This is a genomic window from Aestuariivivens insulae, from assembly GCF_022662195.1.
In the GTDB taxonomy this organism is placed as follows: domain Bacteria; phylum Bacteroidota; class Bacteroidia; order Flavobacteriales; family Flavobacteriaceae; genus Aestuariivivens; species Aestuariivivens insulae.
This window is the reverse complement of record NZ_JAKMCS010000001.1, coordinates 259889-283156: the sequence shown is the minus strand read 5'-3', so window position 1 is coordinate 283156 and position 23268 is coordinate 259889. Positions and strand designations below refer to the sequence as shown.

Genomic DNA, 23268 nt, shown 5'->3' with positions numbered 1-23268 from the left:
TTATGCTCTTGGTCGCATTAAACCTTCTTGCGCTACCGACGCCACCAATTGGCCTTCTCGTGTAAAAATATGGCCTCTAGCAAAACCTCTTGCGTCATGTGTACTGGGCGATTCCATTGAGAACAGCAACCAGTCATTAAAATCAAAATCCCTAAAAAACCACATGGAATGATCCAAGCTAGCCGTTTGGGTATTGCCCCAATGCGCCTTACTAGCATGGGGGTTAAACGCCGACACTAGTATATTATAATCTGAAATATAGGTTAAAATTTGCTGCTTTGTTGATAAATCCAAACGATTGACATCTCCTTTTAATTTAAACCAAACGTCATTACATGGTGGCAAATCTTTTCGCTCTACTGGATTTGCTATAACTGTTGGCTTAAAATCTACAGGACGTTCAATTTCAAAAAATGCCTTAATATGCTTAGGCAAAAAATCGTTATATTGGTGTAGAATATCTGTCCAACTTAATAAGTCTTCAGGTTGCTTTAATCCTGTCTTTATTTCTATTTGATGACTATGCCCTTGTTCTTTTTTATGAAACGATGCCGCCAATATAAAAATAACCTTATTGCCTTGATTGGCCGTAACACGTCGCACCGAAAAGCTGCCGCCATCCCTTAAAACCATCACACTGTATTGTATTGGAACTTCTAAATTTCCAGGTTCTAAAAAATAAGCATGCAAAGAATGTAAGATCCTTTTGTTGGTAATGGTTCTGTAAGCTGCATTAATGGCTTGAGCTAATACCTGACCCCCAAATACATTAGGGCTCCCAATTGGTTTGCTCAAACCAATAAATTCATTTTCATTAGCTTTATCTAAAATTAAAAGATCTAATAGATCGTTAACCGAAGTCATAATACCGTTTTTTTATTTTAAACCATAAAGCTATAAAATTCAAAAATGGGTTAGGGCTATTTTAGATAAATAGTTTTTAAATTTATATTACTTTAACCCGGTATGCATTTTGAATCAAAGCAGTAATGATTTGTCAGTTCAAGTAACCGCCAAAGGCGGGACGTATCGAAAACTAGTTTAAAAACAAAATACCAGTTCTCGATACAAATTTCAATCGTGAAATTCACTCGAATTGACAGGATTTTGTCAAAATGCACACTGGGTTACTCTTAACTAATCACAATTTTTCAACACGCTATATGCCATTACAAATCACATATTTACCCTTTTTTCTCCTTCTCTTTTTATCCTGTGACACTGGAAAACTGACCTTTGTTGCCAACCTAAGCAATGATTTAGATGAAGCATCTGCCATACAAGCCGTTAAAGGCTCCAAACTACTTTGGACTATTGAAGACGCTGGAAACAAAAATAATATTTACGGGATCGATTTAAAAGGCAACATTATTAAAGACATTGCCATTGATAATGCCAAGAATGAAGACTGGGAAGATTTAACTGCCGATCATTTAGGCAACTTGTATATTGGCGACTTTGGAAACAACAATAAAAAAAGGAAGCACTTTACCATTTATAAAATAAATGATGTAGCAAACCTTGAAAATAAAGCCCATGCTGAAATCATTCGCTTTAAACTCCCTAAAAACTTAAAGCCAAAAGATTTTGAAGCTTTCTTTTTGTTAAATAATGAATTCTATATTTTTAGCAAGGAAAATAAAAGCAGCCTCCTTTTAAAAGTACCAAACACAATTGGTGAGCACACCGCCAAGTTGGTAGATGATTTTGATTTAGAAGGAAAACACCATAAAATTACATCGGCCGCAGTGAGTCCAAATGGCAAAACCATAGTATTACTAAACCATGACAAATTATGGAAACTCACTAAATTTAAGTCTACTAATTTTTTTAAAGGCACTGTTGAACCGATAACTTTCGAGCACAACTCCCAAAAGGAAGGCATTTGTTTTAAAGACGACCAAACGGTTTACATTACAGACGAACGTAGTCATAGTGAAGGAGGCAACCTGTACGCTTTTGAAATTAACTAAGAAGCTGTTTAAATTTTGTTGTTAAGATTGATTAAGATTAATAGAATTGAAAGAACTAATAATCAAAATCCACCCTCTATCAGCTATCTTCTAATTTCTAGCCTCCAATTTCTAAGTTCTAACGTCCCGCAAAAGTGATAGGAGCGGCAGCTTTTTTAAAATCCCAAAATTTTAAAAAACTATAGCGGATAGCACGGTGGCTTGCCATTTGCCCTAAAAACCACCTACTAAATTGCTGTCTTCTAAAAACTCATTCCGAACCCAAAGGAAAGGCGCAGGCCATCCTCGCTATGAAAGGCTGAAATATTTGCCGTGATCATATTGGCTGCATTCGTAAAAAACCCTCCTCCTACGGAAGTATTCCATGTATTGGAATGCTGGTTAGCATCTTGTAAAAACAACTCTCCTACCCATACGCGACCATAGTCTACACCGCCATAAATCCCTATCTGCATTGGTAGTAGTCCCGTTTTTAGTTTTCTAAGATTTAAACGTAAATCGGTACTTTGCACAAAAGCCCGCTTCCCTGAAAATCGCTCATTTCTATAGCCTCTCAACCCATTTTTGGCTCCAATATTTGCAGCCTGATAAAACTCAAAATCATCTCCAAAATTAACATGCCCCCGCATTTTGGTCGCCAATACCAATTGTCCATTAGCCATTAATTTATATGTGAATCCTAATTCGGGTATGACATAGGTATAATTATTCGCATTATCCAAATTGGACTTATATCCTGCCGTAAGTCCTATTTGCATTCCCATAGTTGTAAATGCTCTGTTATCTGTATTTTCATAGTGGTAAGCTACCTCAGCTCCAACAAAGCTATTGTTAATATCGACATTATCTCCTATAAACTGGTTTATAAATCGGCCTTCGGTTTCTTCAACCTCAACAACTTCATAGCTCACCCCAACCTTAAGATTAGCGCCTAACCGCCCACGCCACATCAAATAAGGCGCCACACTAAAGGTCTGTAATTTTACCCGGTTGTAATTAAAGCCCACATCCAACCCATCCTCCTCATCGGCTTGGGGATTTGGTGTATTATTTCCAAAACCAAAAAAATTAATGGCGTAATTGGGACTGGTAAAAGCCGATGTAACCCCTAAATTTACATTTCGAAATATATTAGCAAACTCACTGGAATAGCCTAACTCAAAACCATTGGTTGCAAAATAATAGGCCCCTGAAAGGGTGTGCTTATAGGTAAACGGATTTCGCTCAAATCCATAACTGGTATATGTATTGGAAACACCTATTTTCAAGCCATCATCTGGATTGGCTCCTATAGTTGGAACGAATTGATTGGAGCTGTTTTTTAGCTTTTTATAATCGTAGACATTGGTTTCATAGTCATCGGTTAATTTTATGGCCCCTTTCTTAGTGGTAAATGTATTGGCTTTCGATTTATAATCGTATACCTTCACCGCCTTACCATTCTCTATTCTATAGGTATCGTTATTTTGCCCACCTATGATACGCACTTTAATAGACTTACTGCCATTTCCGGTTACACTAAACACATCCTTATCATCCAATCCATAAATCCATATTTCCTTGGTGTCGCCATTAGTATAGGTGCGCTCATGAAATACATCTGCTTTCTCCCCTTTCTTAATGCGATATGCCGTCACTTTTGTGCGTCCATTATCTAAACGTTCAATATCGAACCAATCGTCTTTGTCGGTTCCTTTTATTACAGCAAACCTATTAATATGTACATAATAACTATCTGATATCTGTTGCAAATTAGCACGTCTTCCCCTTAATTTTTGTTTAATCTGGCGAATCGTTTCAGCATTTGCTTCTTTCGGAAAATATCTAAAGGCTTCATCGATAACCGCATCTGTTAAATGTGTAGTAATATGTTTTACCTGATCGTTCCACACTTGGCGGTCCGACCGGTTAATTAAAGCCATATCCAAAGGATAAGGTTCCAGATTGAACCATTTCACACTCCTTATCTCTTCATCGTAACTTTGCATTAAACGTAGTGCAGGCACAATTCTGGTTAGAAACCCCAACAAGGCACCATCGGCCATAACAGAAAAAGCCTGGTCCCTATCACGTGGAACAGGACGGTATATGGTTTTTCCATTTTCTTTAAAAGCCGCCCAACGCCACTGATCTTCATGCCTGTCCCAATCACCAATAAGCATATCGAATAACCTAGCACGAATATAGGCCGCTTCATCCAGGACAAAATCTTCGTCTTTGTGCAGTTTTTTCAAAAGATCGTCTGTACTTATTATAGTATTGGAAAATCCAAAACTTGACTTATCGCCATGCCCTGAACTTGCCCGCTCTTCAATCATATACAAACCATCTCCAAACTCGTTGTTAAATACACCCAACCCTTTTTGTTTTGGCACATAGTACAACACTGGGTTGGTATGGTACACACCAACGGCATCGGCCAAAGTGCCAACTGTAAAAGGTGCATAGGGATGGGCACCTGCAAAAATATCCAACAACAGACTTTCGGTATAGGTATCGCTAAACTGCCCCTCGATGTATTGATCTGTGAAAGCCACGGCCTGCAAATATTGCAAGGCATCCTTCCGTAAGGCTCGCATCACATATTCCCTACCCTGCTTGTCTTGTAACCGCAACGATTTGGACTGATGTCCTCCTCCTTTTCTAACAGGGGTCAAACCTCCAAACAAGGTATCTATATCTACTGTTGGCGCCAAAACCTGCCTACTGTACTCTTCCCGATAGCGCTCTCCCCAAAACATGGTAAAGAGTTTCCCTTTCGTGGTTTCTTCTTTGTTATAAACCGACGCGGATTGCTCTGTTGGAAATGTACTTTTATAGGCTACTGGTTTTTCTGTTTTATCTGCTGGAATAACCTCTATTTCAAAAACGGACACATTAGATTCTGTGGTAAAAAAGCGCACATAGGACGAGCCGTCCAACAATAGGTCCAATCGGGCATAGCCTGGTGCTCCATATGAAAAATAGCCACCGTGGGCCAAACGGGTTCCCATGGTTTTAGAACCGGATCCACTTATAATTTGCGGTAGGTTATCCTGAACGAGATATTGTAAATTGTGGTCGTGACCGGAAACAAAAATAGTCTTGTCGTTTTCCTGAGATAATGTAATAATGCGTTTTCTGAATTCATTATACAATTTATTTTGAATGTCCACCGTGGTTACTCCACCTGTTTTCCTGATCACATTTTTTAGGGTTCCCAATACGGGTAGTGGCGACATATGGCTACCAAAGGTAAACTGTCCGCCATGGGACCCATTGGTAAACATGGGGTGGTGAATGGCCACAATGACGGTCTTGCCCCTTGCTTTTTTTATTTCGCTTTCAAACTCATCAAAAAACTTGGTTCGGGTCTTAATCTCACAATCATCGTTCATGGTAGGGTGCTTGTCCCAATCTGTTAAGTACCATTCAGAATCTACTATTAATAAGACACAGGTTTCTGAAATATTCACCTTTTCCATCGGGCAACCATCCTCAGGTAAAAAGGTATTCTTACCAAGTTTATCCTCTACATAACGCTCCTGTCTTTTTAAGCCTTTAAGACCATTGCTATACCAATCGTGATTCCCCGGAATAAAAATGGTTTCTCCCTTAAAATCTTTAACGGCGTTGGTTTGCGCATCAAGCTGATGTTCTGCAAACGCTCGTGATTCGTCATCCTTTTTAGGCACTCCTTTAGGATAGACATTATCTCCCAAAAAAATAGCGGTACTGTGCTTTGGCGCTTGCTTTAAAGCTTCCTTAAAAACTTTAAGTGCCTCCGACTCGGTTCCTAATGGAGAATTTCCAGCATCGCCTATCAAATAAAAAGAATGCACAATCTCTTTTTCCGAAATACTTCCAGAGACCTCAGCATTGGTTTTATATTGCGGCTTATAGGTAGCGCATGCCTGCAAAAGCATAACTACTAGCAATACCACTTTATACCGAAAAGCCTTCATACGTTTGTTTTTTTGCATTCCAATGGACATACTTCGACTCGGCTCAGCACAGGTACGTAACATGCTAAATAATAATTCTGCTGTAAGATTAAAGATTAATCTTGGATGTTTCATTTAGTTGGTTAATTAGCTAACATAAAGATAATGTTTATTTGCATTAACAGGAATAATGGCTAAATAAAATACAATATAGAAGCATATCTATTATTCACACGCTACTTTATTCGGCTTCATCTTGAAATCATTATTTAGAAACCACTTCTTTTGCGATGTATTTGGAAAACTGATCCTGTAATAGCTTTAATTTTGGATGGATATACATTTTACAAAACGGTTTGGAAGGATTCTTATAATAATAATCCAAAAGGGATTCACGCGAAGACTGAAAGTTTTTAAATCCATATACTTTTGTAACCAAAGGCTTTTCAAAATGAGATTGCAACCTATTTATAATCGCTTTTGATGCGTCTGCCTGATCTTTAGAGAATGCATACACAGCCGATCGGTATTTAGTTCGCATGGTATGGTTACTTGCACTTTTATGGGTGTATAAATGAATTTCAATAAGGATATCCAAAGTAATCTTACCAGGATCGAAATACACGATAACAGCTTCGGAATAAGCATCGTCTTCTACAGATGACACATAACCTTGCTTTACGTTTACAACGCCTTTTAAAGATTTAAAAACGGCTTCGGTACACCAGTGACAACCGCCACCTAATGCCACTTTCTCCCTCATTGTCGATCCCTTTTGTTAGTATCCTTTTAATTTATCGGCATGCTTTTGCCTGAACTTGGCAAGCTTGGGCGTAATTACAAAACTACAATAGCTTTGCGTTTGGTTGTTTTCATAATAGTCCTGATGATAATCTTCGGCTTCGTAAAACACATCTAAAGGAGCAACCTCTGTCACGATAGGGTCATCATAATAGGTTGCCATATCTTTCACAACGCTTTCGGCAACCTGCTTCTGTTCTTCATCGTGATAAAAAATCACCGACCGGTATTGCGTACCTCGATCGGCTCCCTGACGATTTAGTGTAGTAGGATCGTGTGTTGTCATGAAAATGGATAATATGGCTTTATAAGAGATTACCTTAGGGTTAAAGGTTATCTGTACCACTTCGGCATGTCCGGTCAACCCCGAGCAGACCTCTCTATAAGTTGGATGTCCTGGCACGCTACCTCCAGAATACCCCGAAACCACTTTTTCAACGCCCTTAACTTCCCGAAATACGGCTTCGGTACACCAAAAGCACCCACCGCCTACTGTAGCTAATTCTAAATTTTTATTTACCATTGATTATTTCTTATTGTTTTAAGCAACTGTTTCCAACTTAAATCTTTAAACTCCCAACACTCATTATCATTCAAAGCGTATACGGCAAGCAATAGATCTTCTTAAGGAAACAGATTCTTCAGTCGGCTACCACCTCCTTCTGAATGAACACAGCACATGATTATGCCTTTTAACTTTTCATCCCAAACCTCTAACCTCTAACTTCGAGCTTCCAGCTTCTAACTTCCAGCTTCAAGCTTCAAGCTTCCAACTTCCGTCTTCAAGCTTCCAACATCAAGTCACCAACTTCCAGCTTCCAACTTCCAAAGCATATCAAAAACACGTCATTCCAAACCTTAATTATTTCTCCTCTCTTTCTAATTGTATAGATTCAGAATTAACACAATATCGCAACCCACTTGGTTCGGGCCCGTCGGGGAATACATGTCCCAAATGGGCATCGCAAACATTACATAGCACCTCAACCCGCACCATTCCATAAGAGGTGTCTTTCTCGTACTTTATGGCGTTTTCTTTAATGGGCTGTGTGAAACTGGGCCAACCGGTTCCTGAACTAAATTTGATGGTAGAGTCGAACAACTGACTGTTGCAGCACACACAATTGTATTTCCCCTCATCATAGGTGGCACAAAGCGCCCCACTATGTGCGCGTTCGGTGCCTTTTAGTCTTGTAATCCTATATTGTTCGGGCGTAAGCTGCGCTTCCCACTCGGCTTCACTTTTTACGATGCGCCTGTCTGGTTTGGGGTTTCCGTTTACAGAAAAATTGATAACATCTTTCCAGGTTAACATACTTTTAATTCCTTTCTTTTTGTTAGTAACACCACTTTTTTAAGACAAAGATAGTCGAAATGGCACAGACTGCCTTACATGGTGTTATTTGTCATAAAACCAAAGAAACAATTTAAAGTACTGTCTTACTAATGAACTTACATTAATTAAAGTTTAGTATTTTTACTTGATAATCGAGATTTAAATACTTCAAGGTTTATTACGAAATCAAAATATGTCTTTTGTAAATGCCTTGTTTTTAATCCTAAAATAGTTTACCAAAAAATAGCTGTGTTGTTATGGATCATCTTATTCCTGAAGCCGAAAAATTCACCACCCGACTCTTAAACGAAGAACTCGATAATACATATGTATACCATAACCTTGCCCACACACAGCGTGTTGTTGAAAAGGCTAAGATGCTTGCCGATTTATCTAACCTTAATGATCGTGACAAAGCCCTACTTTTAATTGCAACTTGGTTTCACGATACGGGATATATTAAGGGCTTTGAAAAGCATGAAGAAGAAAGTGCCAAAATAGCGGTTTCTTTTTTAAAAGAGCACGATTGCACAGAAGACGATATAGAGATCATTAAGCGCTTAATTTTAGCCACCCGTAAAGATTATGAGCCAAAGCATCTTCTTGAAAAAATTATTCGCGATGCCGATTGCGCCCATATAGGAAGTAAAAACTACGCCATGGTTTCGGAATTACTACGCAAGGAATGGGAGCTAACTTGTGACAAAACCTTAACTGAGGAAGCATGGCTTAAAGAAAATATTGATTTCCTATCCATACACCATCGGTTTTATTCTGATGCAGCTTCGGCCAATTGGGACAAAGGTAAAGGCAGAAACCTATCGCAATTGCTAAAAGCACAAAAAAAGCTAAAGGATAACCGTGTAAAACTTAAGCATAAAAAAGAAACATTAGCCTTAAAAAAAGATAAGAAGGAGCTACCAGAACGCGGTATAGAAACCATGTTTAGAGTCACCTTAAAAAACCACATTACGTTAAGTAACATTGCAGACACCAAAGCCAACATCTTACTATCGGTTAATGCCATTATCGTGTCTTTAGTGCTTGCCAATTTAATACCTAAGTTGGATAACCCTTCCAATATTCACCTAATCTATCCAACAGCTATTTTTGTTCTGTTTACCGTAACCTCCATGATCTTATCGGTATTGGCTACACGTCCCAATGTAACCAGTGGAAAATTCACCAAAGAGGACGTTGCCAATAAAAAGGTTAACTTGTTATTCTTTGGAAATTTTCACAAAATGCAACTTAACGATTTTGAATGGGCCATGGGAGAAATGATGCAAGATCGCGATTACCTTTACTCCTCCATGAAAAAAGACCTATACTTTCTTGGATTGGTTTTAAACCGAAAATATCGTATTCTGCGTATTACCTATACCGTGTTCATGATTGGCATTATTGTAAGTGTCTTGGCGTTTACCATTGCCTTTCAATTTTCGGGGCGTTAATACAACTTAAGACTTAAGTTCCTTCATCAGGTCGTTGTAGGTGTAAAACGCTTTGTCTTCTTCATTCTTATGATACAGAACACTTACCCGTATGGCTTTAAGGCCAGTTACAGCCTGTAGGTCTTCTAATTCCACTATCTCAACATCTGTATCTACATAATGTTTCGATTGCAAGAATTTTATATACCTCAAATACTCCCGTTCGTCTTGCTTTTGGGAATACACAATGGTTATTTTTCCTTTTTCGGTAATACGTTTTTTGGTCCCTTTTATATAGGCCTTATCTACTCTCTTTTTCACGATCTCATACCGTGCATTGTAAGTCCCATCTACATCAAATTGCTTTTCGTCCATTCTAAAACTAATGGATAAGGGCTGATTAAAGACCAGGATCATGGACGCCACATCTAGTGGTACGGGAAAATTATCCTGCATTTGATAGTAAGCATTTTCCATTTCACACATAACCTGTAATTGCCATAGCCTTAAGTTATAGAGATAAACAGGATTAAAACTATCCTCCTGCGTTATGGATTCCCCAATATACATATTGTGTTCTACCCCATCGGTTTTAAAACGCTCAAAATAATGCGGATACATAGCTTGGGCCTTTATCTGCTTTTTATCTAAAAGGGACGCCATTTCCTTATTGATTAGCGCGATGCTATCGTCGTAATCTTTTCGGTGTTTATATACTAAATTAATCTTGGTGTCAATACTTTCAAAATACGCATCTATGGCCAATTTTAATTCCGCTTTTACATACAGGTGCTTGAGCACCGATTCTATATCCTGCCTAAAAAACTCAGATATTTGCTGTTCACTATCTACTTGAAAATGTTTATCAAGACCTTCCAGATAAGTGTTTATCTGAAAAATAAATTGCTCGTAAATGGGTAAATCTTCCAGACGCATGGCCTGTTCCAAAATGGACTTAACCGCATTTAACTGTAGTGTTAAATCTTTTTTTGTAGCGAGATTTCTGGCTTCTGAAGACCCCTTAATATCAATCTGACCATACAACGGATACACATCTTCAAAAGCTATCTTACTAAATGAAGCAGGTTCTCCTTTATATTCGGAATTAATAAAATTCTTTGCTTCCTTTTCGAATCGCCAGTACACACTTGGGTGAATGGATGTACATTCCTGCTGGATAACGGCTTCAATTAAATTTTCTTCCTCTTTTTTGGAGCGCTCTACCGCCGATACAATAAAGGGCATAACATCGACCAACTTATTGGCATTAACACTATTAAGCACTTCAGGTGTATCAGAAACAATTTCCATAACACCCATTAGACCATTCTCATTAGCTATGGGTGCAAAAATAACACTTTGAATGCCCTGGTCGTGCAAAATTTTAAGATGGGGCGCCTGTTGACCCGCAATGGCCAACATCTTATCTACATTAGAAATGGAAAAATACTTATTCTCCTTCATTAACCTATTATAGGACCAATCACATAAGGTATCACAACACCTAGCATCCTCAAGGCCATGCAACAAAAAACTGGTTATTCCAGCACCATATACATGCTCAAAAGTTTCTTTCTCTGCATTGTAAGCCGAAAATCCGACCCTTAGGTTATTGACGCCAAACAAGGAATTAAAGATTTGTTGAAACCCTTCATCATAATCATCATCCCGATGCTTTCCTTTCTCAATGAGATTTGACTTAATATTGGAAATGGACTGATCGTCTGTAACATCGAACATATTCGAAATCACGAAGCCTTTAAACACATAACTGTTAGGCGGGAATTTTGATCTCCACAGGTCGATATCTTCAAAATTATCGAGTAACTCCTCAAAATCTTTGCGCGTAATCTCCGGAGCGGTTTCTGTGGGCACGATCTCACAGAAATCGGCATTATACATTATTTTATAGAACCGTGTTACGCCTTTAGCATCTGGTATTTCATAATAAAACGGTCTTTTAAAATTTAAGTCATAACCATAACAAAATTTTAGAATGATTGTACAAGCGATAATATAAATATCGTCTTGAGGCATATTTTTTATATGCAATTTAAAATCATCACCCGCAGTTTTAATGATATCCTTAAATCGCTCAGACGCATTAAAAACCAAATCATGAAATGGTACTGAAGCCGTTTTAATTTCATTTTTTGTTAAAATAGGACTAAATGTGTCCCTAAGTATAGTTTGAATTTCCTTTTCCCTGGTTTTAAGCAAAGTAACATCGCTAAACCCTTCGCGTAATTCTGGAAAAGCATTAGCTATTTTTAAAATCTCCTGAGCTTTGGTCGCAACCAATCCATCTTCATCTTGAGACAAAGCTTCATATTGCTTTAGAAGCTTATTAAAGCTTATTTTTAATCTTAATGGGGATTCGATATTATCGTTAATATCCATTATGTTGATGCTTTTATATAACAAAGGTACTGATTTTGGTTTTGTCGTTTATAGATAGACTAACTAACACCTGAAAAGTTACAAGAACAGAAAGAAAAATTCCATTAATTGGGCAGGCGTTTTTTAGGGGCCGTTGGTTTTCAATACATTGTTCACATACATACCTATTATTTAAGCAATAGAGAGCAAAAATAGTACCTGCATGGGTTTTAATTTTATTAGTAAGTTTAAGGATATAAAAATAAGTTTACCAGTTGGCTCAAATACGTAGCATTGCTATACATAGGCAATTATAAAACACCAAAAACACCTATGGGTTAATAATCTCGTTGTTTGCCTTTGATATGCCGTTATTAGTCTAAAATAGTTACCTGTAAAAGTTAAAATAAAGATATTAGTATCATGATTAAAAAGTACTTTATAACAGCATTAGCTTTTTTAGCATTGATTTCATGCAAAAAAGCACAAGAATCTTCGGAAGAAGCAATAACAAAAAAGAGCAACATTACTTATGTCGACCCATTTATAGGCACAGGTGGGCATGGACATACTTACCCTGGAGCGACGGTTCCTTTTGGCATGCTACAAGTTACTCCTATTAACGGCATTAGTGAATGGGATTGGTGTTCTGGCTATCATTATTCAGACTCCATTGCTGTTGGCTTTAGCCATTTAGCTTTGAGTGGCACAGGCATAGGTGATTTAGCCGACATACTATTCATGCCCATAAACAAAGAAGTCAATTTATCCACAACAACTACTTCTAGAGATTCGTTACCTTATAAATCAAAGTACAGTCATGACAACGAAACAGCTTCTCCTGGATATTATCAAGTCTTTTTACAAGACCATAATGTCAATGCGGAACTAACGACCAACAAACGCACGGCTTACCACAAATATACGTTCAAGCCCAACGACACGCAATCTGTAGTCATCGATTTAGGCTTTGCCATTAATTGGGATAAGGCGCTTCAAACGGGGATTACCATTGAAGATGAATACACTATAAGTGGTTACCGCTTTAGTAAAGGCTGGGCTAGAAATCAAAAAGTATTTTTTGTGGCTAAGTTCTCAAAACCCATAAGTAAGCATCATATTTTTAGTGCAAATGAAACAACTGAACATAATACTTCAGAAGGAGAAAAAACATCGGCCCAGTTATTCTTTAACAGCCAGGACAATAACGAATTACTGGCTAAAGTGTCTTTGTCTTCGGTGAGCATTGCCAATGCCAAAGATAATATGGACGACGATGGCTTTGAGTTTAACACAGTTAAAGACCAGGCTGAGGCCGATTGGGAAGCTGCCTTATCAAAAATCACGGTTGAAACGCCTGTAGATTCACTAAAGACCATATTTTACACTGCCTTGTACCATGCCCAAGTCGCTCCAGTAACCTTTAGTGACAAAAACGGACAGTTTAGAAAAGAAAACGATAGTATTGTTACAGCCAATGGCTATACCGCTTACTCAACATTATCCTTATGGGACACCTTTAGAGCAGAGCACCCATTACTAACCTTAACCGCTCCAAATAAGGTTTCAGATATTATCAACTCCATGTTGGCTTATTATGAAACCAGAAATATCCTTCCCGTTTGGACACTCTATGCCAATGAGACCAATACCATGACAGGCTACCACTCCATTCCAGTAATAGCTGAAGCTTATCTTAAAGGCATCACCGGTTTCGATGCTGAAAAAGCCTACGAAGCCATGAAAACCACTATGATGCAAGACGAACGTGGTTTGAAACACTACAAAAAATACGGATACATTCCTTATACACTATTAGATGAGTCGGTTACCATTACCTTAGAATTTGCTTACGACGATTGGTGTGTTGCCCAAATGGCAAAGGCCTTAGGTAAAAATGAGGATTATGAATTCTTTTTGAATCGCTCCAAAGCCTACCAACACTTATTGGACAGCGAGACTGGTTTTATGAGAGGCAAATCTGTTGATGGTAAATCATGGCATGAACCTTTCGATCCTAAACATTCTAACCATCGTGAACATACCGATTACACTGAAGGCAACGCTTGGCAACACAGTTGGTTTGCACCTCATGCCGTTAAAGATCTAGCCCAATTGCACGGTGGCAACGAGATATTTACAAACCGATTGGAACAACTCTTTACCGAAAGTTCAGAAATAACTGGCGACAACATTTCTGCAGATATTTCCGGGCTTATTGGGCAATACGCTCACGGCAACGAACCTAGCCATCATATTGCCTATATGTTCAATAAGGCCAACAAACCTTGGCGTACACAATATTGGACCAGACATATTATGGATACCCAATACAATACAACACCTAATGGATTAAGTGGTAATGAGGATTGCGGACAAATGAGTGCGTGGTATGTTTTAAGTTCCATTGGACTTTACCCTATGAATCCAGCTTCGACTACTTACGAAATTGGAAGCCCTATTTTTGAAAAAGCCAGTATTAATATCACTAATGGTAAAACCTTTACTGTTGAAGCCGAAAATGTTTCAAATAAAAATAAATACATCCAATCGGCAACTTTAAACGGAGCCCCTTTTAACCAAACTTTCATTTCACACAAACAAATTATTGAAGGCGGAACATTGCATTTTGTTATGGGAGAACAGCCTAATGAAAATTGGGGGTTATAGATTGAAGGGAGATTGAAAAAAGATTGATAAAGATTAAACGAACCTACCAAGCATGAACATTATAGACGTTACCATAATAGCCATTTATATTATCCTTACTTTGGGTGTAGGGATTTGGATTTCAAAAAAAGCTTCTAAGGGCTTAGACTCCTACTTTCTAGGAGGAAACAGCATAAAATGGTATTATTTGGGCTTAAGTAATGGTTCTGGCATGTTTGATGTTTCGGGAACAGCATGGATGGTAGGCATCCTTTTTCTTTATGGTGCCAAAAGTTTTATGTTTATGTGGATTTGGCCCATTTGGAACCAAATCTTCATTATGGTTTTCTTAGCCGCCTGGATTCGCCGATCTAATATCATGACGGGTTCCGAATGGATCCTAACTCGCTTTGGCGACGACAAATCTGGCAGGGCTTCACATCTTATTGTAGCTATTTTTGCCATCATGGCATCCATAGGATTTATTGCTTACTTTTTTGAAGGTGTTGGTAAATTCATGACCATTATCTTACCGTGGGACCTCACACTGGCAATGGGAGATAGTATCTGGCTAACCTCAGAACAAAGCTATGCTCTCATTATTATATTCCTAACCACCATCTACACTATAAAGGGAGGGATGTTTTCGGTAGTTGCCACCGAAGTGCTACAATACGGCATCATGGTTTTAGCTGGTATATTGGTTACCATTTATGCTTTTGTAACCATTAGCGATGCGCAAATTGAAGCCATTATCCCAGCAGAATGGAATTCTATTTTATTTGGCAGCGAACTGGAAGGCTTTTGGAGTGGCAAATTACAAGCCTTTAACGACCTAATAGACTCCCAAGGCTATAAAATGTTTGGGGCATTTATCGGCATGTCGTTATTTAAAGGTTTTTTTGCCAGTATAGCAGGGCCTACACCTAGCTACGATATGCAGCGTATATTATCAACACGCTCGGTAAAGGAAGCGGCATATATGAGTGGTTTTACCAACCTTATTCTGTTCATTCCGCGTTATTTGTTAATAGGTGGTATTGTAGTGATAGGCTTGGTGTTTTTAACACCAGAAATGAGTGCTTTGGAAAGTATAAGTTCGAACGATTTGGAAATCATTCTTCCTAAAGTCATTAATTTCCATGTTCCGGTAGGTATTAAAGGGTTATTGTTAGCAGGGTTGCTAGCTGCATTCATGAGTACTTTTTCAGCTTTTGTTAATTCAGGACCGGCCTATATTGTTAATGACATTTATAAAAAATATTTTAAGCCAGAAGCATCACCAAAACACTATGTAAAGGCAAGTCATTTAGCTTCCTTTGCCATTGTAATTGTTGGTGTTATCATGGGATTTTTTGCAGAATCCATCAATTCCTTGACCTTATGGATTACCAGTGCGTTATACGGCGGTTATGTGGCAGCCAACTTTTTAAAATGGATTTGGTGGCGTTTTAATGGCTGGGGCTATTTTTGGGGTATGCTTGGCGGCTTGATCATTGCCACGCTTCAATTTTTATTAGATCAAAACAAGGCTCATTTCGAGGTAGGTTCTTGGCTATACGATTTAGCACAAATCCCTGCCATTTACATATTCCCTATCATCTTTTTCGTGTCTCTTTTAGGCTCATTTTTGGGAACCTGGTTAACCCCTGCGACCAACATGGATACTTTAAAAAGCTTTTATGCCAATGTAAGGCCTTGGGGATGGTGGAACCCAGTATATAAAGCACTTAAAAACGAAGATAGCTCAATAAGCAAGAATAACGACTTTATAAGCGATATGCTTAATTGTATAATTGGTATAGTATGGCAGTCCAGTATGATACTATTGCCAATATATTTTATGGTAAGGGACTACCCAAAAGCCTTATGGGCACTTTTGGTATTTGCCATAACTTCCTTAATTTTAAAGTTCACCTGGTTAGACAAAGTAAAACAGTATAAAAATTAACACATGCAAAATAGGCCTTTTCCTTGGCAGGACCGACCTTCTGGTTGTCAAGATGTAATGTGGCGATACGACGCCAACCCAATAATAGACAGGTATGCCATACCTACCTCAAACAGTATATTTAACAGTGCTGTTGTTCCATTTAAAGATGGCTATGCCGGTGTGTTTCGATGCGATAACAAAGCCGTGCAGATGAATATTTTTGCGGGCTTTAGTAAAGACGGTATCAACTGGGACATTAACCATGAGCCTATTGTAATGCAAGCAGGAAACACCACTATGATTGATTCCGATTACAAATATGACCCTCGTGTGGTATTTATAGAAGACCGCTATTGGATTACTTGGTGTAATGGGTACCATGGCCCTACAATAGGCATTGCTTACACCTTCGATTTTAAAGAATTTTTCCAGTGTGAAAATGCCTTTTTACCGTTTAACAGGAACGGGGTATTGTTCCCAAAGAAAATCAACGGAAAGTATGCCATGTTAAGTCGCCCTAGCGATAATGGCCATACTCCATTTGGTGATATTTACATTAGCTACAGTCCCGACATGAAATATTGGGGCGAACACCGTTGTGTTATGAAAGCTACACCATTTGAGGATAGTGCCTGGCAATGCACAAAAATTGGCGCTGGGCCTATTCCCATCCTAACCAACGAGGGTTGGCTTATGATATACCATGGAGTAATCACCACCTGTAACGGGTTCCGTTATGCTATGGGAGCAGCATTGCTGGATGAAAACGAACCTGATAAAGTTAAATACCGTACACAACCCTATATATTAGGGCCTGCAGTTGATTATGAGATGCAAGGCGATGTCCCCAATGTGGTATTTCCTTGTGCTGCATTACACGATACTGAAGAAGATAAGTTGGCCGTATACTATGGTGCTGCTGATACTGTAGTAGCTCTAGCGTTTGGTAAATTGAGTGAGGTAGTACAGTTCACAAAAGAGAATAGTTTATAATGAATTATGGCTTGTTACATCAAGCCAAGTTGAAATGCAGTCGAGATGATTTACAATATTATGAATAAATATACCATCATATTATTTTTATCCATGCTTTGCCACATAAGTTATGCTCAAAGCAGCGAAGGCATTGTTCCTCAAACCTATGTAGCACATAAAACATCTGAAACCATAACCATTGATGGGAAAGCTGATGAAAATGATTGGCAAAAAGCCAAATGGACAAACGATTTTATAGATATAGAAGGCGATAAAATACCCAAATACCGAACTCGTATAAAGATGCTTTGGGACGACAATTATTATTACATTTTGGCTAAAATTGAAGAACCTCATGTATGGGCAGATATAAAGGAACGCGATGCGGTTATTTTCTACAATAACGATTTTGAAGTATTTATAGACCCCGATGGTGACACCCATAATTATTATGAGTTAGAGATTAATGCTTTAAATACGGCTTGGGACTTATTTATTAATAAACCGTACAGAGAACGTAACAATGTAGTCTTAAATGATTGGAATTATACAGGGCTAAAATCGGCTATTCATATTGATGGTACTTTAAACAATCCCAACGATACCGACAATAGCTGGACCTTAGAAATCGCCATACCGTTTAAGGATTTGCGGACAGCTTACAGACAGGACAATGTACCCAGAGACCGATTTTATAGAGTTAACTTTTCACGGGTAAATTGGGAACACGATATTACAAACGGCAAGTATTCTCGAAAAAAAGATAAAAACGGTAAACATTTACCAGAATACAACTGGGTTTGGTCTCCAACGGGTGTTATTAATATGCACCTACCAGAAAATTGGGGCTATGTGTATTTTACTTCTGAAGCGGTAGGCAGCGATGTGACGTTTAACATCCCTCAAGATGAAAAGATAAAATGGAAACTCTATGAACTCTTTCGTGCCAATAAAGCTTATTATAGCAAAAACCAACATAGTGCCTCATCGGTTAGCGATTTGAATTTTAAAATGGTTGTTGATGGCGTCGCATTACAACCGGTTTTAGAAAACCACAGTCTAGGTTGGACGATTTCCGTAGAAAGCCCATTCACAAAGAACATATTATCTATAAAAGAAGATGGTCAGTTTTTTTATAAAAAGAAGTAACCTATAAATATATTTAAATGAAGTTTGCTGCTACATCAATACATTTAATCTTATTAAGTAGTGTTTTACTATTGGCCTGCGTTGGATGTTCACAACAAAAAGAAACCCAAAGTCTCGACAACCAAGTAAAAGATTTAAAAATAATAGGCTATGTAGCAGGATACGAAGATTTTGACCCAGCTCTAGTTGACGCTTCCAAACTAACCCATATCAATTACGCTTTTGCCAATATTGTTGATGGAAAGCCAAAGTTTGAATTAGACACCGATTCTCTTAAAATTTCAAAATTAGTAGCACACAAAAAGAACAATCCTAATCTTAAAGTTTTGTACTCCATAGGCGGATGGGTCTGGTCCAACAATTTTTCGCATGTTGCTGCCTATCCAAAAGCCAGGGAGCAATTTGCTGTAAGTTGTGTTCAGCTTATGAAAAAACATGGTTTTGATGGTGTGGACCTAGATTGGGAATATCCTGGGCAACGTGGCGAGGACAATGCATTTAGGCCTTCAGATAAAGAAAACTTCACCTTATTGCTTGCCGAAATACGTAAGGCTTTGGATAAAGCCGGGGATAGCGATAACAAACATTACCTATTAACCATTGCCACTGGCGCAGACCAAGCTTATATTGACCACACCGATTTAGGCAAAGCCCAAATCTACTTAAATTTCATCAATGTTATGTGCTACGATTTTTACCATGGCTGGCACTACCAAACAGGACATCATGCCAACCTATTCCCTTCAGATAAAGAAAAATTTACAGGAAACAGTGGACAGGAAGCTATAAATAGGCACATTAAAGCAGGTGTTCCAGCTAAAAAATTGGTTATGGGCATTCCCTTCTATGGCAGATTATGGGAAAAGGTCACTTTAGGAAACGACGGATTGTACCAAACGGCCATGTCTACAGGAGTTATTGTCCCCTATTGGGATATTCTAAAAAGGATGGCATCTGGAAATTATAAAAAGGGATACGATAGTTCGGCTAAAGCATCCTACCTATGGAATGCCACCGACAGTATTTTTGTTTCTTGGGAAACCCCTAAAGACATTCAATTAAAAGCAGACTATATCAAACAAAATGGTTTGGGAGGTGCTATGTTTTGGGAATATAGTCTGGATAAAGATCAAGAATTACTAAACACACTTTATAACAGTATAAAAATACAACCATCACCTTAAAACACTAAGACATGAGAGCCATACGTTTATTTCTATCGTTTGTATTGCTATTTAATCTTATAGCATGTCATCAAAATGAAAAAAAGCATGACCATATTGCTAACAATGATCATACTACTGAAAACAATACCAACCCTTCATTTAAATTTGGCACTTGGATAACATCCAATAAAAACAAATCCAATGAAGATTACGCCAAAGAGTTTAAACGCTATAAAGCAGGAGGCCTCGATGAAGTTTTAATCAATACAGGCACAGACCCCAAAGAGTTAGAACGTTTAGTTCCCATAGCAAAAGCAGAAGGACTAAAAGTACACGCATGGATTATGGCCGTTAACCGCCCTGGTGATACGGTAGCTTTAAAACACCCAGAATGGTATCAAGTGAGCCGTGATGGCAAATCTTGCCACGATACCCGTCCTTATGTTGGTTATTACCAATGGCTGTGTCCTACAAGGGAAGAGTCTCGCAATCATATTCTAGGCCTAGTGGAAGGTTTGGCCAAAGTAAATGGTATTGAAAGTGTACACTTAGATTATATTCGTTTCCCAGATATCTTTTTACCCATAGGCTTATTACCAAAATACAATCTGGTTCAAGACGAAGAACTGCCAGAATACGACTTTTGCTATTGTGATGTTTGTGTGAGCGAATTTGAAAAAATCCATCATAAAAACCCAAGAGAAAGCAAAAACACAGCTATAGATATGGAGTGGAAAAACTTCCGTTTGAACGCTATTAAAGCCTTGGTAGATGACGCCTATAAGATTGTTCACAAAAACAATAAAAAGTTAACGGCCGCGGTTTTCCCTTATCCCGAAATGGCAGACCATATGGTGCGCCAACGTTGGGACAAATGGGATATAGATGAAGTTTACCCCATGATTTATCATAGTTTTTATAATGAAGAAATAGATTGGATTGGCTATGCCACTAAACAAGGCGTAAGCGATGTGGAATCTGAAAATATTGGAATAAACACAGGTATTTATTTACCGCCATTTCAATCGGGCGATGAATTAAAACAAGCCATTTTGCAAGCTAAAGATAATGGTGCCAAAGGTGCCACTTTCTTTGATGGCAATGGACTAACAGATGACTATTTAAATGCCATAAAGGAGGTAAAGGAAACATTGCTTAGGTGAGAAACGTAGTGCGTGTGGCAGCCTGTTGGATTATAGCGCTAAATATTAAACGGATTACCACGTCGTTCGTGCCTCACTTCCTCGTAATGACAACATATATGTTATTGAGGGCCAATAATACTGATTAAAAACATCTAATAATGCACAAACACAGTTTCATTATAATACTTTGCCTAGTACAACTTTTTGGCTGTACCCAACAAGCAAATGAAACTAACGAAAAACTTACGGCATTTGTAAACCCTTTTATAGGCACCGATGGCCCTGGAAACACCTACCCAGGGGCAACCGTTCCGTTTGGCATGGTACAGTTAAGCCCAGATATAGGTATTCCCGGTTGGGATAGGATTGCTGGCTATTTTTACCAAGATTCCATTATTTCCGGGTTTTCGCATACCCACTTAACAGGAACGGGTGCAGGCGATTTGTACGACATCTTAGTAATGCCTACCAACAGCCGTTTCTCTAAACGCATTAAGGACAATAACTTTAAACCTTTTTCATCCTTTTCACATGATAAAGAAGAAGCATCACCAGGGTATTATGGTGTAACGCTTTTGGATTATAATATTAAAGCTGAACTTACGGCCACAGCCAGAACAGGCATCCATAAATACACCTTCCCTAAAGATTCCTTATCACAAATCCATATCGATTTAGGATACGCCCTTAATTGGGATGCCCCTACCGACACCTACTTGAAAGTGGTTAATAATACCACCATTGAAGGGTATAGAAAATCTACAGGCTGGGCAAAAGACCAACGGGCTTATTTTCAAATACAAGTATCAAAACCATTCGATACCTATCAGATTTTTAAAAATGACACCTTGGTTTCAAGTAATTCCGTTAAAGGAAAAAACACTAAAATCATCTTAAGTTATCATACTTTGGAAGGGGAAACTATCATCTTAAAAACTGGATTATCGACTGCCAATATAGAAGGCGCAAGAAAATCATTGAGCATTGAAGCTCCACATTTCAATTTTGAAACCTATAAACAGCAAGCCGATAGCATTTGGGAACAACAACTCCAAAAAATCAAGATTGAAACGGCTGACACTAATAAGAAGTCTATTTTCTATACCATGCTCTACCAAGCCATGTTAGCTCCTACGCTGTTAAGTGACCATAACGGCAACTACAAAGGCGCTAACGATACCATTATGAATGCTAATGGTTTCAACAGATACGATACCTTTTCTCTTTGGGACACCTATCGCGCTGCCCATCCGCTGTACACCATCGTGCACCCTAATAAAGTATCAGACATGATAAAATCCATGTTGGCGCATTATAACGAAACTGGACTCTTACCGGTATGGTCCATGCAAGGCAACGAAACCAATATGATGATTGGCTACCATGCCGTTCCTGTTATTGTAGATGCATATTTTAAAGGCATTGACTTTAATTACGAATTAGCTTTTAAAGCCTGTAATGCGAGCGCCATGGACGACTCTAGGCAAATAGACCAATACAAGCAACTTGGCTATGTTCCCATTGACGAACAGCATGAAAATTGGTCCGTATCCAAAACATTGGAATATGCTTACGACGATTGGTGTATTGCACAATTCGCTAAGGCTTTAGGAAAAGAGGACGATTACGACTATTTTTTAACACGCTCGGAAAACTGGAGAAATGTATTCGACCAACAAAGCTCCTTTATGCGTCCCAAGCATTTAGATGGAACCTTTGTGGAACAATTTATCCCAAAAGAGTATACGCCTTATTTCTGTGAAAGCAATGCCTGGCATTATGTATGGAATGTCCCCCAAAATGTAGAAGGGTTAATAAAAGCAGTTGGCGGCAAAGAACGCTTTGAACAAAAATTGGATTCCATGTTTACCTATGCCCCTACACCCGAAGATAAACTTCCGCTTTTTAGTACAGGTATGATAGGGCAATATGCCCACGGAAATGAGCCTAGCCATCATGTTGGATATCTATACAATTATATCGACAAGCCATACAAAACACAAAAAGTTATTAGGGAAATTTTAGAAACCCAGTACAAAAATGAACCTAACGGGCACTGTGGCAATGAAGATTGTGGCCAGATGTCGTCTTGGTACATCTTTAGCGCCTTAGGGTTTTACCCTGTCAATCCGGCGCAAGGTGTCTATAGTTTTGGGTCGCCTCTATTTGATAAGGCCACCATTAATTTAGAACATGGCAAACACTTTACCATTGAAACCATTAATAATTCAGCAGACAACAAATACATTCAATCTATTCGTTTAAACGGCGAACCAATAAACAGGAATTACATTACCCATCAAGAGATTATGGAGGGCGGCACATTAACCTTTACTATGGGCAATGCCCCAAAAACAGATATAAATCAAAATAAAAGTATTTCATCAAAAATATATCAATAAGATT

Annotated in this window: 15 protein-coding genes; 9 read left to right on the top strand and 6 right to left on the bottom strand. The window is 38.4% G+C overall.

The window, feature by feature from the left end:
* Positions 1-864 carry an acyl-CoA thioesterase gene (locus tag MR062_RS00995; protein ID WP_242202189.1) on the bottom strand — a complete coding sequence of 288 codons (864 nt, stop codon included), beginning with the start codon at positions 862-864 and terminating at the stop codon, positions 1-3.
* Between the two features lie 299 nt (positions 865-1163).
* Between MR062_RS00995 and MR062_RS00990 the strand changes: the two genes are divergently transcribed.
* Positions 1164-1973 (top strand): SdiA-regulated domain-containing protein, encoded by an 810-nt coding sequence (locus MR062_RS00990; RefSeq protein WP_242202188.1) that lies wholly within the window; start codon positions 1164-1166, stop codon positions 1971-1973.
* 242 nt (positions 1974-2215) lie between these two features.
* On the opposite strand, the gene MR062_RS00985 is transcribed toward MR062_RS00990, so the two are convergent.
* From MR062_RS00985 to msrB, 4 genes are all read right to left on the bottom strand, one after another.
* Entirely contained in the window at positions 2216-6031 is a 3816-nt protein-coding gene (locus MR062_RS00985; RefSeq protein WP_317235738.1) for a metallophosphoesterase, read from the bottom strand.
* 130 nt (positions 6032-6161) lie between these two features.
* A complete protein-coding gene (locus tag MR062_RS00980) occupies positions 6162-6659 on the bottom strand; it encodes a peptide-methionine (S)-S-oxide reductase (RefSeq protein WP_242202187.1) in 498 nt (165 codons plus the stop codon).
* A 15-nt stretch (positions 6660-6674) separates the two neighbouring features.
* Positions 6675-7220, bottom strand: coding sequence for a peptide-methionine (S)-S-oxide reductase MsrA (gene msrA / locus MR062_RS00975; RefSeq protein ID WP_242202186.1), 546 nt, complete (start codon positions 7218-7220; stop codon positions 6675-6677).
* A 339-nt stretch (positions 7221-7559) separates the two neighbouring features.
* Positions 7560-8012: a peptide-methionine (R)-S-oxide reductase MsrB gene (msrB, locus tag MR062_RS00970; protein ID WP_242202185.1), complete on the bottom strand. Its 453-nt coding sequence runs from the start codon at positions 8010-8012 to the stop codon at positions 7560-7562.
* Between the two features lie 278 nt (positions 8013-8290).
* Here msrB and MR062_RS00965 point away from each other — a divergent pair, with 278 nt between their 5' ends.
* Positions 8291-9487: a Pycsar system effector family protein gene (locus MR062_RS00965; protein WP_242202184.1), complete on the top strand. Its 1197-nt coding sequence runs from the start codon at positions 8291-8293 to the stop codon at positions 9485-9487.
* Positions 9488-9493: 6 nt separating this feature from the next.
* On the opposite strand, the gene MR062_RS00960 is transcribed toward MR062_RS00965, so the two are convergent.
* Complete coding sequence (locus MR062_RS00960; RefSeq protein WP_242202183.1) at positions 9494-11866, bottom strand: GAF domain-containing protein; 2373 nt, start codon at positions 11864-11866, stop codon at positions 9494-9496.
* A gap of 402 nt (positions 11867-12268) precedes the next feature.
* Here MR062_RS00960 and MR062_RS00955 point away from each other — a divergent pair, with 402 nt between their 5' ends.
* The 7 genes from MR062_RS00955 to MR062_RS00925 all read left to right on the top strand — a co-directional run bounded on the left by MR062_RS00955 (position 12269) and on the right by MR062_RS00925 (position 23264).
* A complete protein-coding gene (locus MR062_RS00955) occupies positions 12269-14515 on the top strand; it encodes a GH92 family glycosyl hydrolase (RefSeq protein ID WP_242202182.1) in 2247 nt (748 codons plus the stop codon).
* Between the two features lie 52 nt (positions 14516-14567).
* Complete coding sequence (locus MR062_RS00950; protein WP_242202181.1) at positions 14568-16445, top strand: sodium:solute symporter family protein; 1878 nt, start codon at positions 14568-14570, stop codon at positions 16443-16445.
* Between the two features lie 3 nt (positions 16446-16448).
* A complete protein-coding gene (locus tag MR062_RS00945) occupies positions 16449-17420 on the top strand; it encodes a glycoside hydrolase family 130 protein (RefSeq protein ID WP_242202180.1) in 972 nt (323 codons plus the stop codon).
* Positions 17421-17465: 45 nt separating this feature from the next.
* Positions 17466-18551, top strand: a complete 1086-nt coding sequence (locus MR062_RS00940; protein WP_242202179.1) for a carbohydrate-binding family 9-like protein — start codon at positions 17466-17468, stop codon at positions 18549-18551.
* A gap of 17 nt (positions 18552-18568) precedes the next feature.
* Positions 18569-19735 carry a glycoside hydrolase family 18 protein gene (locus tag MR062_RS00935; protein ID WP_242202178.1) on the top strand — a complete coding sequence of 389 codons (1167 nt, stop codon included), beginning with the start codon at positions 18569-18571 and terminating at the stop codon, positions 19733-19735.
* Between the two features lie 11 nt (positions 19736-19746).
* Positions 19747-20880 carry a putative glycoside hydrolase gene (locus tag MR062_RS00930; protein WP_242202177.1) on the top strand — a complete coding sequence of 378 codons (1134 nt, stop codon included), beginning with the start codon at positions 19747-19749 and terminating at the stop codon, positions 20878-20880.
* Between the two features lie 140 nt (positions 20881-21020).
* A complete protein-coding gene (locus MR062_RS00925) occupies positions 21021-23264 on the top strand; it encodes a GH92 family glycosyl hydrolase (protein WP_242202176.1) in 2244 nt (747 codons plus the stop codon).
* Positions 23265-23268 lie beyond the last annotated feature (4 nt).